Here is a 17316-nt window from a genome sequence, read left to right as displayed (position 1 = left end):
CGTAGGCGCAACAAACTCTGCGCATACTTTTTCACAAAATATCCGCACGGTGAATTATGAAGGAAATGTTAAAAATAGTGATCTAAGTCAGGCTTTAACCAGACAGAAGACGGTCAAAGAGAGCGTTTTAAAGTGGCTGGCGAGCCAAAAAGTTAGCGAGGATCTGGTGGCCTTGCTCTGTTTTAATCGACTCAGGATGGAACTGCACCGCATCAATCGGCAAGGTTTTGTGCTGATAGCCCATGATCTCATCCATCGAGCCATCTTCAAGCTCTGTCCAAGCAGTAAGCTCAAAACAATCTGGCAAAGAGTCGTTCTTAACCACAAGCGAGTGATAACGCGTTACCGTCAGCGGATTATTGAGCGTGGCAAACACACTGCGATCATTGTGGCGAATTGGGGATGTTTTGCCATGCATTACCTGTCGAGCACGTACCACCTCTCCGCCAAACACCTGTGCAATCGCCTGATGGCCTAAACAAACACCAAGAATCGGCAGCTTTCCCGCAAAATGCTCAATCGCACTTAACGAAATACCCGCTTCATTGGGCGTACAGGGCCCCGGAGAGATAACCAAATGGGTAGGATTCAACGCCTCTATCTCTTCAAGCGTGATTTCATCATTACGCACTACCTTAACCTCTGCGCCCAGCTCACAAAAATACTGGTACAGGTTGTAGGTAAAAGAGTCGTAATTATCGATGATTAACAGCATTACTCGGAGACTAGCGTTGATAAATTTCTTGGTTAGGGGCGGTATTGTGCAATACAGGGCAAGAAAGGCAAGAGCAAACGCTAAAAATAAGGTCGGCTTTCACCGACCTTATTAGTTTACAGTACTTTTTGAGGGTTATTACTTACGACGACGCCATAGCGCTAGGCCGAACAGAGACATCATTGCGCCGAAGCTGAAAGAGCCTGCCATATTTAGCTCTAGAACTGCTGGATCGTGGTCAGAAGAACGGAAGTGATCTTGGTACTTAGGTAGGTCACCTTTGTACTCATCGTTGTAATCAAACAGCGTCGATTCGCCACCGTTGATGTGCCAGTCTGTTGCGTCAACAAAGTGCTTCTCTAGACTTGGACTGATCAATAGGTGGTCAAGTGCGCCCACTTCATCATTGAACGAGTAGCTCCAGCTGTTTGGATGCGCTTTCGCTACGGCATTGATGTAACCGTAGTTGTGATTAATCACTGCACCGTCATCACCGTACTGAACTTCACCGCCGATGTATGTGTTACGCGCCGCTTTGATTGTCTTACCGTACTTCTCTTGGCTGTAATCCGTCAGAACAAGCATTGGATCTTCCATGCCGTACGAGTTCATATCACCCAAGATAACTTTGTGGCCTTTAATCTCTTTCAGCGCATCCCCTAGTGCCACTGCCGCTGCAACGCGGAAGTTTTCACATGAGCCTTGCTTATCTAGGTCTTGACCACCCTGACCGCCTTGCTCAACTGGTGCTGCATCTTCCCAGCACTTAGAACCTTTTGATTTGAAGTGGTTAATCGCCACTGTGATCTTCTCTTTGGTCCCTTTCACCTTAAAGGTTGGTGCTAGAGAATCACGCTGGTAGTTCTTACCGTCTTCAATCACTTTACCGTTTTCATCAACCACTTCAGGCGCTTGCTGACTTGGCATTGCGATAACGCGAGACTCTTTTAGCTTAACCACTTTAGGACGGTAGATAACGCCCGTTGTGATAACGTCGGTGCCGATGTAGTCATTTTCATCTGTCACTTTATCGCCATTGCTGTCGATAGCGACGATGTCGTAACGATCTTTCTTGTTTTCAATGCGTGCGTTTAGCTGATCTACAAGCTGACGAATCGCACCGCTTTCACCAAAGCCGTTGTTCTCGATTTCCATCAGGCCGATGATGTCAGCGTCTAGACGTAGAATCGCATTGACGATTTTCGCTTGCTGTACTTCAAACTCTTCAAAGTTGTTCGCACCACGGTTGTTACCATGTGGGTTAGTGTCACCACCAAACGGCGAGTTGAAGTAGTTCAAGACATTGAAAGTCGCGATACGTAGGTCGCCCTCTTTCATATCGATATCTTGAGTACGTGGGTCGTTACGTACGAAGCTTTCACTAGTTAGCGTGTTGGTAGGTATTAGGCGGTAATCGCCGTAGCTGTAGGTGATCACACCTTCTAGACCAACAATCGTATCGTCAACGCGGATGTAATCCTCTGTTGAACCATCTTGGTCTGCGTCAGTGCGGCCAAAATCTGGGTAGTAAGGGATAGAGCCGTTTGGCGCTTTGGCATCAGATTCTACATATAGACGACGCTCCGCGTTTTCGATGCTCTGCTGTTTCGCTTGCTCTGAACCTGCAGCAAAGTTTTGGTTTGGCTGCATGCTGATACGACCTTGCGCCAGTACCATGTTGTTACGACGCGCAGCGTAGTCGTAGCCGAACGTACGCGTCACACGCATATCGAGCGCTTCAGTTGTTCTGACTAGCATGCCTTCGTAACGCTCTAGCGTGCGATCGAAGTTTTTATCTGTTGGTAGGATCTCGATATCCGTCGCCGTTGGCGCTGCTTGTTCGCCTTGCTTAACCCAGTTGTTGTTTTCTGTCTTTAGCTGAGTGTGGTTGTAGTATTCTTGAACTTTACCTTTCACACACACGACATCGCCCGGTTTTAGCTCTGAGCTTGACTGGTTAGTGTGAACGAACAAACCTTCTGATGTTTGTGGGTTGTAGTCATCAGTCAGTGCTTGTAGGTAGAAACCTTTGGTTAGGCCCGTCGTCACGGCGCTAACCACACCTTTAACAAAGAAGTCTTCGTCTGTGATGTATGGGTAGCCATTAATAAATGGAGAGGTATCACCTTCACCCTGGATTTCTTGAATAGAAGTAAAGGTTGGCGCTGCGCCATCTTGAGTACAAGCGAATGGCTCTGGAGCTGTGCCACCATCCAACGTGCCTAACCCTTCAATGCTATCTTTCGGCAGTGAAGACCACTGTGCAGCATTATGCGCTGTAGAAGGTGTCATCGCATCTGAGTTGCGAACTAAAGTGGTATCTTTTGCAAAGTCAGAGCCACCCATGTCACCTAGCAGATCATGCACACTGCCATCTTTCAGCAGTGCCATTGGGTCATTACCATTGAAACCCGTTACTGAGCCATTAAGGATGTCCGCAACCGCTTTAATGTCGTCGCTGGCGCTAGTATGAGCAACAACCAGTACGCTTTTCGCTGCCAGCACTTGGCCGTTGAGTGACAGCTTGCTGCCCCACTCACCATTGCCATTGGTTGATTTGGCTAGCTCATAGCCATCAAGAGAGACAGAAGCATCACCTGTGTTAGCAATCTCGATTGCTTTGTTGTTGCTGCCACCTTCTACATACTGAGAAATAATAATGTCTGCCATTGCTGGAGAAGACAGAGCACCTGCTACCACTGCTGCAAGTAGCGTTGGGGTTAGTTTTTGTTTCATGTTATCCACCATGCATCGCTTTCAATGTTGCTCCACAACGAGAAAGCGTGTTCCAAATCACTTTTTTCGTGACTACTTTTTAATAAATCATGTCCAGTGTTGATGTTTTTTATGAAACTAAAAATTACATTCAGTGACAGTGAGATTTCGATCTCATAGACATGATGAATAATTGAAGCGTCGTCAAATTTTCAATACATAGCGATAACACACACCTCACTCTTGAGACACAAGTCATAAACAACCAGAGAAAGAAGAAGATAGCTGCCTGTTGAGCTACTGATTACTTTTTCAAGTACAAGAAAGGCAATTATAGAAAGACCAGTCAAACTGGCCTTTCTATATAGAGGGATTACTTACGGCGTCTCCACATTGTCAGCCCTGATAGGAACATCAAGAAGCCTAAACCAACACTACCACCGTCGGTATTTGTTGTAGATGAAGCCGATGATTCAGCAATGGTAACATTGCCAGTATATAGCACGGTATCGTTAAGCTTCTGCTCTACTTTATAACTACCCGCCGTTGGCGTTTTATCAAATTTCACAGCAACGCTGCGTTTATCTAAATCAGTCTGAGTTACCTTAGCCGAAGCTGAGTAAGTCACACCTGCCTGAGTCAGTGCTGCTGACCTTGACGCTGCTACTGAACTCTCTTGGGTCAATGTCACTGTTACTACGTCATCAACTTTTGCGCTGAAGGGTAGAGTAACATTAACCGTTAATTTCTCACCATTCGTAGGCAATTCAATTTTCTTATCCGGTAGATCAATGGCAATGACAACTGGATCGTGATCAGACGCAGAGTAGGCATCGTTATACTTGGGCATGTCCGCGGTGTACTTACTGCTGTACTCAAACATATTGGTTTCTGCCGAGTTGATATGCCAATCTTCAATTGCAACAACTTTATTCGCAAGACTGGAGTTTGCCAATGCATGATCTAAATTACCCAATTCACCTCCATAAGTGTATGAATATGTGTGAGTGCCGTGCAGTGCAGTCGCTAGATTAATATACCCGTACCCTTGGATAATTTTAGACCCCGTTTGCTCATAAGTAGCATTACTACCATCAGCATTTTTCCCTAGGGTAGTATAACCTGCAGTAAACACCTCTCGACCATATTTTTCTTGGCTGTAGTCGGTAAGAACTAACAGAGGATCTTCTAGGCCATAGGCATTCATATCTCCCATGACTAATACATCACCTTGAAGGTTTTTCAGTGCTTCACCTACGGCTTTGGCTGCTGAGACACGGAATCTATTGCAGTTTCCTTGTAGATCCGTTGGCTCTCTATCTGCTCTATCAATCCACTCTTCAATACAGTTCGAGCCTTTTGATTTAAAGTGATTGACTACGATAGATAAATCGTCTCCAGTTTCTTTAAGCGTAAACGTTTGCAATAAACTATGACGTTGGTACTTGTCGTAAGCAGGATTGTTAGTTTCAGTTCCTCCATTACCATCACTACGCGTGACGGTGCTTTCGGCGACATGCTGTTCAGGAGTAACAATGACCTGCGCTGCCTGTTTAGGCGTCACTTCTGATGCACGATATAAGATAGCAACCATGATGGCATCTGTACCAAAGTACGCATCTTGATGTTTGTCTGCCTTAGCAATTTCAACAAAGCTGTAATGGTCTTCGGTATTGGTAATCTTTGCGTTTAGTGCATCAGTAAGACTCTTAATCGCACTCCCGTCACCAAAGCCATTGTTCTCTACTTCCATCAAGCCAATAATGTCAGCATCCATCTTCGTCATCGCAGCCACAATTTTAGCTTGCTGAATTAGAAACTCTTCATTTTTGGTTGCACCTCTGTTCTGTCCCGTCGGGTTAGCATCTCCACTTGCCGCAACCGAAGTAAAGTAATTGAGCACATTAAAGCTAGCAACTCTCAGGTCCGATTTGGCAATGCTTGGGGCAGAAGTTCGAGAAACGTCAAATCCTTTTCCAGAAGTCACAAAGTTGCTATTTGTCAGCTCGTTTGTGGCAATAAGACGATATTCATTAAAGCTGTAGTTTACGACTGCTTTTAATCCTTCCAGACGCGAACCCAAGCGTATGTGATATTCAGAGGAACCATCTTGGTCTATATCCTTGGCAAAATCTGGGTAATAAGGGATCTTTCCACTTGGAGCTTTGGCATCTGACTCAAGGAACACTCGACTATTCCTATTTTGATCCGCCAGCGCTACCGCTTGAGCACTTTCTGCCGCATACAACTGAGTTGGCTTAAATAGTGGTGCTTTATATGAAAGAAGCATGTTATTGCGTTTGCTGTCATAGTCGTATGAGAAGTTACGCGTAACAAACAGTTTGCTGTCAGCATCTAGCTCTAGCAGCATACCTTCATAGCGCTCCAGAGCCTGACGCAAAGTTTCACCTTCATTCACAACAAATTTCGCACCGTGTGGGACTTCTGCAGTTCCAGTTTTAATATAACTGTCGCCATTCGAAGCCAATTGGGTATTGTTGTAATATTCCTGAACTTTACCTTTCACACATACGACATCGCCAGCTTTTAGCTCTGAGGTTCCTTCTCCCGTTGATATGAATAAACCATCTGAAGTTGCAGGATCGTTGTCTGGAGTTTGGGCGTGCAGATAAAAGCCTTTTGTTAGACCAGTAGTGACCGCAGAAACAATACCCTGTACATAAACATCATCTGTACCTATGTATGTGCCATCAGCTAAAAGAGGTGAGCGTTCACCACTCCCCTGAATCGCCTCAATATTAGTAAAGGTTGGTGAATTGCCATCGACTTGACAATTAAATGGTTCAGGTGCTGCGGGAACATCAAGCTGGCCTAACCCTGTAATGTCATCTTTTACCAAGCTGTTCCAGTGCTTGTTATTGTATGTTGAACTCGCCGCCTGACCATTAGAGTTGCGAACAAGAGTGATATCTTTCCCCCAATCAACATCCCCCATAACACCGATCATATCCACCACTTGATCGCTAGCATCTAGAATTGCTAAGGGATCATCACCGTTGTGATTTACAACTGAAGAATCTTGCTTTACTGCTAACGCTTTAATGGCATCACTTGCTCTCGTATTGGCAATGACAATCACTTGATTTGCGGCAATTGAAAGACCGTCAAGAGAGAGTTTGTTGTCCCAGTTGCCACTACCATTGTATGAGTTGGCCAACTTATAACCTGTTAAATCGATCTGAGAGGAGCCCGTGTTCGCAATCTCTACAGCTTTGTTGTAGCTTCCACCTTCAACGTACTGAGAAATAAAAATATCAGCATTCACGCCACTAGAAATCGCGCTCGATACACATAAGGCAAGAAGTTTGGGATAAAATTTACTATTCATTGTTTCACCACATATCATTATTTTGTCTACATTCACTTGTTGACGTTTTGTGGCAAATATCACGTTGCAATGTCGAGATGTAAATTTACATTCATTTCTATTGCGATTCAGATCTCATACATTAACACGATAAATAGAAGTTAATTTATCTTTCAACACTTTTCCTTACCTATTGATATTTTTAGCAAAAAACATAGAGCAATTACTCAACGATCACAGAATTGAATATCAGAACCCTGTATATGCTAATTCGTAAGTTTGGTGTTTAAAAAGAAAAAGGCGCTGTGATAGCGCCTTTAAAAAGAGTTAAACGGATTAGTTTAGTCGGTTTTGGTCATCATCATCTTTGCGCTCAAACTCCCCTTCGAAAGTCGAGCCTTGCTTAGAGTCCCCTTTGTGGAAAGGACCTTGTTCAAATGGGTTCTGACCAAACTGCTCGCCATGAAAACCACCTTGGAATCCACCACCCACTGATTTCACCACCATTTTGCTCATCAAGTACTTAGCGATAACCGCCCTAGGAGCTGGAAGTAAAACCAGCATACCGAATGCATCGGTCATAAAACCTGGGGTAAGAAGCAGCACGCCGGCAACTGCCAACATCACGCCCTCAAAGATCTGCTGAGCAGGTAACTCTCCCTGCTGAAGGCGGTTTTGCACTGACATCAGTGTTTGCAGTCCTTGGCTACGTACTAACGAGGCACCAACAAATGCGGTGATCAGTACCAAGCCGATGGTTGGCCACAAACCCAGAAAACCACCGACTTGAATAAATAGGCCTATTTCAATAATAGGAACGAAGATAAACAGCAATAATAAGATAGGAAACACACGCCCTCCTTTGTTGGGTTCAGTGTACGTGTTCCACGGTTTTAGCTCAAATTGAAGCTGTAAAAAATCGTGATAAAACACTCAATAAAACCCTACCACTAAAGGGTTATTAATAACCTATTCATATCTTACAAAACTTTAACTCAACAAAAGCAAAAAAGGTGATCCACTTACTATTTTTATACCGCAGGTACAGTATCATGTGCCACATAAGTCAGGACGGATTATACAGCCAAAAATTCTGTCGAATGGATTCTTAGACTACAGATTGGCTATAAAGCAACTTTATTATCAGAATAAATATCTAAGGATCCTGTATGGCTACCCTAACTGAAACCTCTCAAGTGGCTAACCAAGCAACCCGTATCGAAGAAGACTTACTCGGCGAGCGCCACGTACCAGCTGACGCTTACTACGGCATTCATACTCTTCGCGCGATTGAAAACTTCAATATTTCTAACATGACCATCTCTGACGTACCTGAATTTGTACGCGGTATGGTGATGACAAAGAAAGCCGCTGCACTAGCAAACAAAGAGCTAGGTGTTATCCCTAAAGATGTTGCTAACTACATCATCGAAGCGTGTGATTTGATCCTTGAAACAGGTAAGTGCATGGATCAGTTCCCATCAGACGTATTCCAAGGTGGTGCAGGTACTTCAGTCAACATGAACACCAACGAAGTGATTGCTAACGTTGCTCTTGAACTAATGGGCAAAGAAAAAGGTCAGTACGACATCGTTAACCCGAACGATCATGTAAACAAGAGCCAATCAACGAACTGTGCATACCCTACTGGCTTCCGTATTGCGGTATACAACAGCGTAGCGAAGCTGATTGAAGCGATTGAATACCTAAAAGGTGCCTTTGAGCTTAAGAGCCAAGAGTTTAAAGATGTATTGAAGATGGGTCGTACTCAGCTTCAAGACGCTGTACCAATGACAGTCGGTCAAGAGTTCCATGCTTGGGCAGTCACTCTAAACGAAGAAATTCGTGCACTTGAGTACACATCAAAACTACTACTAGAAATCAACCTAGGTGCAACAGCAATTGGCACAGGCCTAAACGCAGCGCAAGGTTACCAAGCATCAGCTGTGAAACACCTAGCGGAAGTAACAGGTCTAGAAGTGGTTCCTGCAGAAGACTTGATCGAAGCAACGTCTGACTGTGGTGCATACGTAATGACGCACGGCGCACTAAAACGTCTAGCGGTTAAACTGTCTAAGATCTGTAACGACCTACGTCTGCTTTCATCTGGTCCTCGTTCAGGCCTGAACGAACTGAACCTGCCAGAGCTTCAAGCAGGCTCGTCAATCATGCCAGCGAAAGTAAACCCAGTAGTTCCAGAAGTAGTTAACCAAGTTTGTTTCAAAGTGCTAGGTAACGACAACACTATCTCGTTTGCAGCAGAAGGCGGTCAGCTTCAGCTTAACGTGATGGAACCTGTGATTGCTCAAAGCATGTTTGAGTCGATCTCAATCCTATCCAACGCATGTGTCAACCTGCGTGACAAATGTATCGATGGCATCACAGTCAACAAAGAGACGTGTGAAAGCTATGTATACAACTCTATCGGTATCGTGACTTACCTAAACCCTTACATCGGCCACCACGAAGGTGACATCGTCGGTAAGATCTGTGCGGAAACAGGTAAGAGTGTTCGCGAAGTCGTGCTTGAGCGCGGTCTACTAACCGAAGAAGAGCTTGATGAGATTCTTTGTGTTGAAAACTTTATGCACCCAACGTATAAAGCGAAACGCTACGAATAATCGCAGTAAGAAAGGGCTCTTCGGAGCCCTTTTTTGGCACTCAATACGGTTAACCACAATTTTATCAAGGTCTCTCTTCATTCCTATTATCTAACTATTTAGACGCTGAGTCGTTAGATAATCAGAATCAAAATAAACTTTATGAGGTATCAATATGGTGGCAGTCGAACTCTTTGTCGTTCTGCTCTTTATCTATTTAGGAGCAAGAATTGGTGGTATTGGCATTGGTTTAGCAGGTGGTGCAGGTGTTATCGCACTTTCTTTGGTACTTGGTGTACCCACTAGCCAAGCTTTTATTCCAGTAGACGTTATTCTTATCATTATGTCGGTCATTACCGCGATCGCAGCCATGCAGGTTGCTGGCGGCATGGACTGGTTAGTACAAGTGGCTGAAAACTTTTTGCGTAAACACCCTGAGCGCATCACCTTTTATGCGCCGATTGTAACTTTCTTAATGACGCTAATGGCAGGAACAGGACACACTGCGTTCTCGACTCTGCCTGTTATCGCTGAAGTAGCAAAAGGCCAAGGAGTACGTCCATCGCGCCCACTGTCTATTGCAGTTGTTGCTTCACAAATTGCTATTACCGCTTCACCGATTTCAGCGGCTGTTGTTGCGTTTGCTGCAATGCTGGCGCCTATGGGGGTTGATTACCTAACTCTGTTAGCAGTTTGTATTCCAACCACTTTCATCGCATGTATGATTGGTGCATTTGTTGCCAACTTTATGGGCAGCGAGCTAAAAGATGACCCTATCTATCAAGAGCGTCTGGAAAAAGGCTTAATCAAACTGGCAACTGAAAAGCAGCGTGAAATTCTGCCTACGGCAAAAACTGCGACTTACATCTTTCTTGCCGCGATCGGTTTTGTTGTTTGCTACGCTGCAGCAATTTCCGGCTCGATTGGCCTTATCAAGGATCCGGCTCTAGGCCGAAATGAAGCGATCATGACAGTGATGCTGGCAGCAGCGGCAGCCATCGTTCTCGTGACTAAGATTGATGCATCTAAGATCCCTTCAGCGGCAACCTTCCGCTCGGGTATGACAGCGTGTGTTTGTGTACTTGGTGTTGCTTGGCTTGGTTCAACCTTTGTTAACGCACACGTAGACGGCATTAAAGAAGTGGCGGGTGCACTGCTTTCAGATTACCCATGGATGCTAGCTATGGTGCTGTTCTTTGCTTCAATGTTGCTTTACTCACAAGGGGCAACTACGGTCGCACTGATGCCAGCTGCACTGGCTATTGGTGTCGCGCCTCTCACAGCCGTTGCATCTTTCGCCGCAGTAAGTGCGCTATTCGTACTACCAACCTACCCAACACTGCTTGCAGCAGTTGAAATGGACGACACTGGCTCAACACGTATCGGCAAATACGTTTTCAACCATCCGTTCTTTATTCCTGGTGTGGTGACTATCTCGTCTGCGGTAGCGCTGGGCTTTACATTCGGCGGTTTATTCATCTAAAAACCATATTAAAACTAAGGGAGCTTCGGCTCCCTTTTTTATTTTATCTCGTGTAAAAAATCTAGCTCACATTTTATTTTTGACTTTAGTCAATAAAGTGTTCAAAAACTCTTTATGCATTTTAATCCCAACGTTTGAATAAAATTCCCATCAAATTAAAACCATTGCCATTTCACCTGATTACTCCTCATCTCATCCTATTTTTCTAGAATATTAATCCACCCTTTTCAAACAATTAATCGGGTAATTACTTTCACTTAATAACCCCTATTTTTTTATCGATTTATTTTGTGAAGATCCCCAAAGTTAGTCGTTAAGAGTGCTTTTAAAATAGCGTCAAAGGGCGGATTTGACAGTGAAGCCCAATCTATAAATCGAATACCAATAACTTACCCTACATAAGTTATTTAATTCCTAATAACTATGAGTCGCTGATTCACTTTTATTTATTGGTATATAAATAAAAGTAAGGAGATAGCCATGACAACCCAAACTGTACCGACTGAAGAAAAAAAAGGCGGCTTCTTTGCCAACTTTAAGTTCCCTTCCGCATATACGATTCTTTTTGTCTTAATTGCACTTGTAGCAATGCTGACCTGGATAGTTCCTGCTGGCCAATACGACCGAGCAATGAACGAAGATCTCGGTCGTGAAGTTCCTGTAACAGGCACTTATCAAGCAGTTGAAGGCAACCCACAAGGCGTGATTGATGTTCTGCTCGCGCCAATTGATGGCTTCTACGACCACAACAGCTATGAAGCAGCCGCTATCGACGTTTCGCTATTTATCCTTGTTATCGGTGGCTTCTTAGGTCTAGTAACCAAAACCGGAGCGATTGACGCGGGTATCGAGCGTGTAACCCATCGCCTTGAAGGGCGTGAAGAGATGATGATACCTATCCTGATGGCACTGTTTGCTGCAGGTGGTACTGTCTACGGTATGGCGGAAGAGTCACTACCTTTCTACACCTTGCTTGTTCCTGTGATGATGGCAGCGCGCTTTGACCCATTAGTTGCAGCCGCTACGGTACTACTAGGCGCAGGTATCGGTGTACTCGGTTCAACCATTAACCCTTTCGCAACGGTTATCGCAGCTAACGCTTCGGGCATTCCATTCACTGACGGCATCATGCTGCGCGTTATCATGCTAGTGATTGGTTACGCTATCTGTGTTGCTTACGTTATGCGCTATGCACGCATGGTTCGCGCCGACCAATCTAAATCTATCGTTTACGATAAGTACGAAGAAAACAAAGCTCACTTCCTTGGTAACCAATCTGAAGAAGGAATGGAGTTCACGACTACTCGTAAGATTATCCTAACTATCTTCGGTGGCTCGTTTGGTGTGATGATCTACGGCGTATCGGTTGCAGGTTGGTGGATGGCAGAGATCTCTGCAATGTTCCTAGCAGCCACTATCATTGTTGGCCTAGTCGCACGCATGAGTGAAGAAGAGTTTACAAGCAGCTTTATTGATGGCGCTCGTGACCTACTTGGTGTTGCACTGATTATCGGTATCGCACGTGGTATTGTCGTGGTAATGGACCGCGGTATGATCACAGATACTATCTTGTTCTCAGCAGAACAAATGGTGACGGGTCTATCGTCTGTGGTGTTTATCAACGTGATGTTCTTCCTCGAAATTCTACTGTCGTTCCTTGTACCTTCTACATCAGGTCTAGCGGTACTTACTATGCCAATCATGGCACCACTCGCAGACTTTGCAGGTGTTGGTCGTGAACTCGTTATCACTGCATACCAATCAGCGTCAGGTTTGGTTAACTTAATTACACCAACTTCAGCTGTGGTTATGGGTGGTTTGGCTATCGCACGTGTCCCATACGTGCGCTGGGTGAAATGGGTCGCACCGCTACTCGCGATTCTAACTCTGTTCTGCATCGTGGTTCTAAGTATTGGTGCACTTATCTAATTGATAAACCTTCTTTTCCTTACCCTGGCTCACAGGAAGTGAGCCGCCCTCAAAGCCGCCTTAGTGCGGCTTTTCTTTTTTTGGGAACACTTCGTTACAGAGGAAGGATGTGGGAACGAACTTCGTTCTACGGAGAACTAGACTGGGACACTTAATTACTTGCTCCAGTCCTAGTCTTCCCATAGGGAAAACCCGATCCTGTAGCGAAGCATTCCATAGGGCGAAGCCCGTTCCCGCAGCGAAGCGTTCTAGAAGACGAAGTCTGATCTCAATACTATTTTTTAATTAGAAAAAGTATCCCAACCAATAAACTTTATTAATTAAATAAATCCCTCTAATTAAATCGGTGCAAATATTAATATGTGATCAGCACAACAATTATTACCAAATATTTTGTTATAAAACGATTAATTCACACCTCAAAAGCACTTATCTAGAAAGATTCATTGCATATTTCCGCTTTATTCAATTTATTGTCACTAAATTTTTAGTGCATATTTTTCCGACTAGTTATTGTTTATCTAGCATCTTGGATATTTACCTGCATAAAGTTCCACACTGAGTGGCTAATTAGGGGTGTTACAGCTCAATAACAACTGCATAGATATTGTTAAAACCCTTGTAAATCAAGGCCTGGAGCATAAAAATCGAACTGTGATTGACCTCTAAGATTCCCCCGCCAACAGGCGTAATATGAGTTCCAGAAACAAAATAAGTGAATAAATAAATTCACGATTCTATTCCCTACAAATTAAATATTAGTTTTTAAATATTAAGACTAATTAAAATATAAGAGAGATACGATCATGAGTAAGTTATACGTAGGTTCTGAAATCGGTCAATTACGTCGCGTTCTTGTTCACCGCCCTAGACGAGCTCTGACTCACCTGACACCTTCTAACTGTCACGATCTGCTATTTGATGACGTATTGGCAGTTGAGCGTGCAGGTAAAGAGCACGACGTATTCACTCAAACATTGCGTGATCAAGGTGTGGAAGTGCTACTTCTTACAGACCTACTTGCAGACACGCTTGCTGTTCCAGAAGCAAAAGACTGGCTACTTAGCCGCCAAGTATCAGATTACCGCTTAGGCAAAACCTTCGCTAACGATGTACGCTGCTACTTAGGTGACCTACCTAATCTAGAGCTAGCAAAAATTCTGACTGGTGGCCTTTCTTACGCTGAAATGCCAATGAAATCTTCTTCAATGATGCAAGGTCTGCACGCTCCAACTGATTTCATCATTGAGCCTCTACCAAACCACCTATTTACTCGTGACACTTCTTGCTGGGTATACGGTGGCGTATCAATCAACCCAATGGCAAAACCTGCTCGTCAACGTGAAACAAACCATGTTCGTGCGATTTACCGCTGGCACCCAACCTTCGCAGGTCAAGACTTCATTAAGTACTTCGGCGACGAAGAGACAATCAACTACGACAACTCGACTATCGAAGGCGGCGACGTATTAGTTCTTGGTCGTGGCACGGTACTTATCGGTATGTCTGAGCGTACAACCGCACAAGGTGTTGAGCACCTAGCTTCTGGTCTATTCAAGCACGGCCAAGCGAAACAAATCATTGCGATGGAGCTACCTAAACACCGCTCTTGCATGCACCTAGACACCGTTATGACTCACATGAACGAAGATACCTTCTCTGTTTACCCAGAAGTGGTGCGTAAAGACGTGAAATGTTGGAGCCTAACTGGCGATGAGTCTGGTGCGGTTAATGTGAAAGAAGAGGGCTACTTCGTAACAGCTATCGAGAAAGCACTAGGCGTAGACAAGCTAAACCTAATCACTACAGGTGGTGACAACTTCCACGCAGAACGCGAGCAGTGGAACGACGCAAACAACGTACTGACTGTGAAACCAGGCGTGGTTGTTGGCTACGAAGGTAACACTTACACCAACGAGAAATACGATAAAGCGGGCATCACTGTTCTACCTATCCCAGGTGACGAGCTAGGCCGTGGTCGTGGTGGCGCTCGCTGCATGAGCTGCCCAATCGAGCGTGACGGTATTTAAGTAAGTGATTAGTTGGCGGGAGCCCTTTGCTCCTGCCCCCTGCAGAGAGATTAAAGCAATGACTAAACAAACAGTAGTTGTAGCACTTGGTGGTAACGCCCTACTTCGCCGCGGCGAGCCATTAGAAGCTGAAGTTCAGCGCCAAAACATTGAGATTGCGGTTAAGACAATTTCTGAAATCGCACAAGAGTACAACGTAGTGCTTGTGCACGGTAACGGCCCACAAGTTGGCCTACTTGCTCTACAAGGTCTGGAATACAAGAAAGTCGCTCCGTACCCACTCGATGTACTGGGCAGTGAAACTCAAGGCATGATCGGCTATATGCTGATGCAAGAGTTTAAAAACCAAATGCCTAACGTCAACGCGACTTGCATGTTGACTCAAATGACGGTTGACCCAAGCGATCCTGCATTCGCCGATCCAACCAAGCCTATCGGCCCAATTTACGAAGAAGCAGAAGCGCGTGAACTAGCAGAGAAGTACCGTTGGACAATCAAGCCAGACGGCCAACACTTCCGCCGCGTAGTCCCAAGCCCACAACCTACAGGCATCATTGAACATGAAGCGATTACCGCACTGATCGAGCAAGGCCACTTGGTTATCTGTACTGGCGGTGGCGGTATTCCAGTCAAACGTGAAAACGGAAAATTAGTTGGTGTTGAAGCGGTTATCGACAAAGACATGTCTGCTGCATTCCTAGCAAAACAACTGGACGCAGATGCGCTACTTATCCTGACTGACGCTGATGCAGTTTACCTAGATTGGGGCAAACCAACTCAACATGCTTTACGCAGCACTAACCCATCTGAACTGGCTCAATACCAATTTGATGCTGGCTCAATGGGACCGAAGATCGAAGCGTCATGCGAGTTCATTAAACAAGGTGGCAAAGTGGTCGGCATTGGTTCTCTAGAAGATGGTTTACGCATTCTTCAAGGCACTGCGGGTACCAATATCACCAAAGGCTAACCGACTCGTTACTCCACAACTGGAGCGAGATTGAATAACCAGACCCTCGTTGAACTTAAGGTATTCATATCTCGCTCCCCACTGTGGAAGCAGAAGTTATACAAACATTACTTATTTATGCGCTTTCTTACCTCTTTCCCTGCAACCAAGAGAGCGCAATCAAAACAAAGAAGGAAAACATCATGGCTTTTAACCTACGCAACCGTAACTTCCTAAAACTATTAGACTTTACTCCACGTGAAATTCAACACATGTTGGATCTATCTGCGGAACTTAAAAAAGCGAAATACAACGGCTATGAACAACCTCGTCTAAAAGGCAAAAACATTGCCCTAATTTTCGAGAAAACATCTACTCGTACTCGTTGTGCATTTGAAGTTGCAGCATTTGACCAAGGCGCTCAAGTTTCTTACTTAGGCCCATCGGGTTCTCAAATCGGTCACAAAGAGTCAATGAAAGATACTGCTCGCGTTCTTGGTCGCATGTACGACGGCATCGAGTACCGCGGCTTTGGTCAAGAAATCGTTGAAGAGTTAGGCGCATACGCTGGTGTTCCTGTATGGAATGGCCTAACAGACGAATTCCACCCAACGCAAATCCTCGCTGACTTCCTAACTATGATGGAACACGGCCGTGGTAAACAGCTACATGAAATGAAGTTCGCTTACCTAGGCGACGCTCGCAACAACATGGGTAACTCTCTAATGGTTGGTGCGGCGAAGATGGGTATGGACATCCGCCTAGTGGCTCCTAAAGCGTTCTGGCCAGAAGAAGAGCTAGTAGCGATTTGTCGCGAAATCGCTGAAGAAACCGGTGCGAAAATCACTCTGACTGAAGACGTACAAGAAGGCGTTCAAGGCTGTGATTACCTATACACAGACGTATGGGTATCTATGGGTGAAGCGAAAGAAGCATGGGCTGAGCGTATCAACCTAATGATGCCTTACCAAGTGAACATGGAAATGCTAAAAGCGACAGGTAACCCACATGTGAAATTCATGCACTGCCTACCTGCATTCCATGGTGAAGACACTACCGTCGGTAAGCAACTAGCGGCTGAGTACCCACAACTTAAAGATGGCGTAGAAGTGACAGATGAAGTTGTTGAATCTAAACACTCTATCGTCTTCGATGAAGCAGAAAACCGTATGCACACTATCAAAGCAGTGATGGTAGCAACACTAGGCGACTAATATCTCCTACTAAGAGTGATAATACTCAAAATAGTTGGAGCTGTAACAAGGCGACAAATTTACGACTCTCCATGAGCTTAGTCCGCTAAGTGATTGGAGGGAGGAAATGCAGTTAACGCAGATACAGTTCCAAATATGCAGAGTATTTTTTGCAGGGAAATGCGGGTGGCGTTCACCATGTTTCAAAAAGCATGCTGAATAAAGCCCGCATTTTTTTTCATCGCACTTACTACAAATAAACTCGCAATCACCCTCCAAGCAAGTTCTGCCAACGGCTGCGAAACCCCCATCAAAAACAGTCAATTTCGCATAAAAATCCAATTTCTGGATACTTTGCGCAAACGCTTGCGTCG

10 protein-coding genes are annotated in these 17316 nt (G+C 44.9%); 6 read left to right on the top strand and 4 right to left on the bottom strand.

Going from position 1 to position 17316, the window contains the following annotated elements; all coding sequences use genetic code 11:
• Nucleotides 1-127: 127 nt before the first annotated feature.
• From AC5O63_RS16770 to AC5O63_RS16755, 4 genes are all read right to left on the bottom strand, one after another.
• Complete coding sequence (locus AC5O63_RS16770; protein WP_494505680.1) at nucleotides 128-715, bottom strand: aminodeoxychorismate/anthranilate synthase component II; 588 nt, start codon at nucleotides 713-715, stop codon at nucleotides 128-130.
• A gap of 138 nt (nucleotides 716-853) precedes the next feature.
• Nucleotides 854-3451: an ExeM/NucH family extracellular endonuclease gene (locus tag AC5O63_RS16765; protein ID WP_494505679.1), complete on the bottom strand. Its 2598-nt coding sequence runs from the start codon at nucleotides 3449-3451 to the stop codon at nucleotides 854-856.
• Between the two features lie 352 nt (nucleotides 3452-3803).
• On the bottom strand, nucleotides 3804-6779 hold the full coding sequence (locus AC5O63_RS16760) for an ExeM/NucH family extracellular endonuclease (protein ID WP_494505678.1): 2976 nt from the start codon (nucleotides 6777-6779) through the stop codon (nucleotides 3804-3806).
• 315 nt (nucleotides 6780-7094) lie between these two features.
• Nucleotides 7095-7610, bottom strand: coding sequence for an FxsA family protein (locus AC5O63_RS16755; protein WP_004749081.1), 516 nt, complete (start codon nucleotides 7608-7610; stop codon nucleotides 7095-7097).
• A gap of 317 nt (nucleotides 7611-7927) precedes the next feature.
• Here AC5O63_RS16755 and aspA point away from each other — a divergent pair, with 317 nt between their 5' ends.
• From aspA to AC5O63_RS16725, 6 genes are all read left to right on the top strand, one after another.
• The gene (gene aspA, locus AC5O63_RS16750) at nucleotides 7928-9379 is read left to right on the top strand and encodes an aspartate ammonia-lyase (RefSeq protein ID WP_004742783.1); all 1452 of its coding nucleotides are present in this window, start codon (nucleotides 7928-7930) and stop codon (nucleotides 9377-9379) included.
• A 154-nt stretch (nucleotides 9380-9533) separates the two neighbouring features.
• Complete coding sequence (locus AC5O63_RS16745; protein WP_004742782.1) at nucleotides 9534-10841, top strand: anaerobic C4-dicarboxylate transporter; 1308 nt, start codon at nucleotides 9534-9536, stop codon at nucleotides 10839-10841.
• Between the two features lie 480 nt (nucleotides 10842-11321).
• Nucleotides 11322-12770 (top strand): YfcC family protein, encoded by a 1449-nt coding sequence (locus tag AC5O63_RS16740; RefSeq protein WP_486786916.1) that lies wholly within the window; start codon nucleotides 11322-11324, stop codon nucleotides 12768-12770.
• A gap of 806 nt (nucleotides 12771-13576) precedes the next feature.
• Entirely contained in the window at nucleotides 13577-14800 is a 1224-nt protein-coding gene (gene arcA / locus AC5O63_RS16735; RefSeq protein WP_171323699.1) for an arginine deiminase, read from the top strand.
• Nucleotides 14801-14858: 58 nt separating this feature from the next.
• Nucleotides 14859-15770, top strand: a complete 912-nt coding sequence (gene arcC, locus AC5O63_RS16730) for a carbamate kinase (protein WP_004742779.1) — start codon at nucleotides 14859-14861, stop codon at nucleotides 15768-15770.
• Between the two features lie 182 nt (nucleotides 15771-15952).
• On the top strand, nucleotides 15953-16963 hold the full coding sequence (locus AC5O63_RS16725; RefSeq protein WP_494505677.1) for an ornithine carbamoyltransferase: 1011 nt from the start codon (nucleotides 15953-15955) through the stop codon (nucleotides 16961-16963).
• The last annotated feature ends 353 nt before the right edge of the window (nucleotides 16964-17316 follow it).

It is taken from the genome of Vibrio sp. SCP2, from assembly GCF_059295395.1.
The sequence above is the reverse complement of the archived record's forward strand: the minus strand, read 5'-3'. Positions and strand labels throughout refer to the sequence as shown.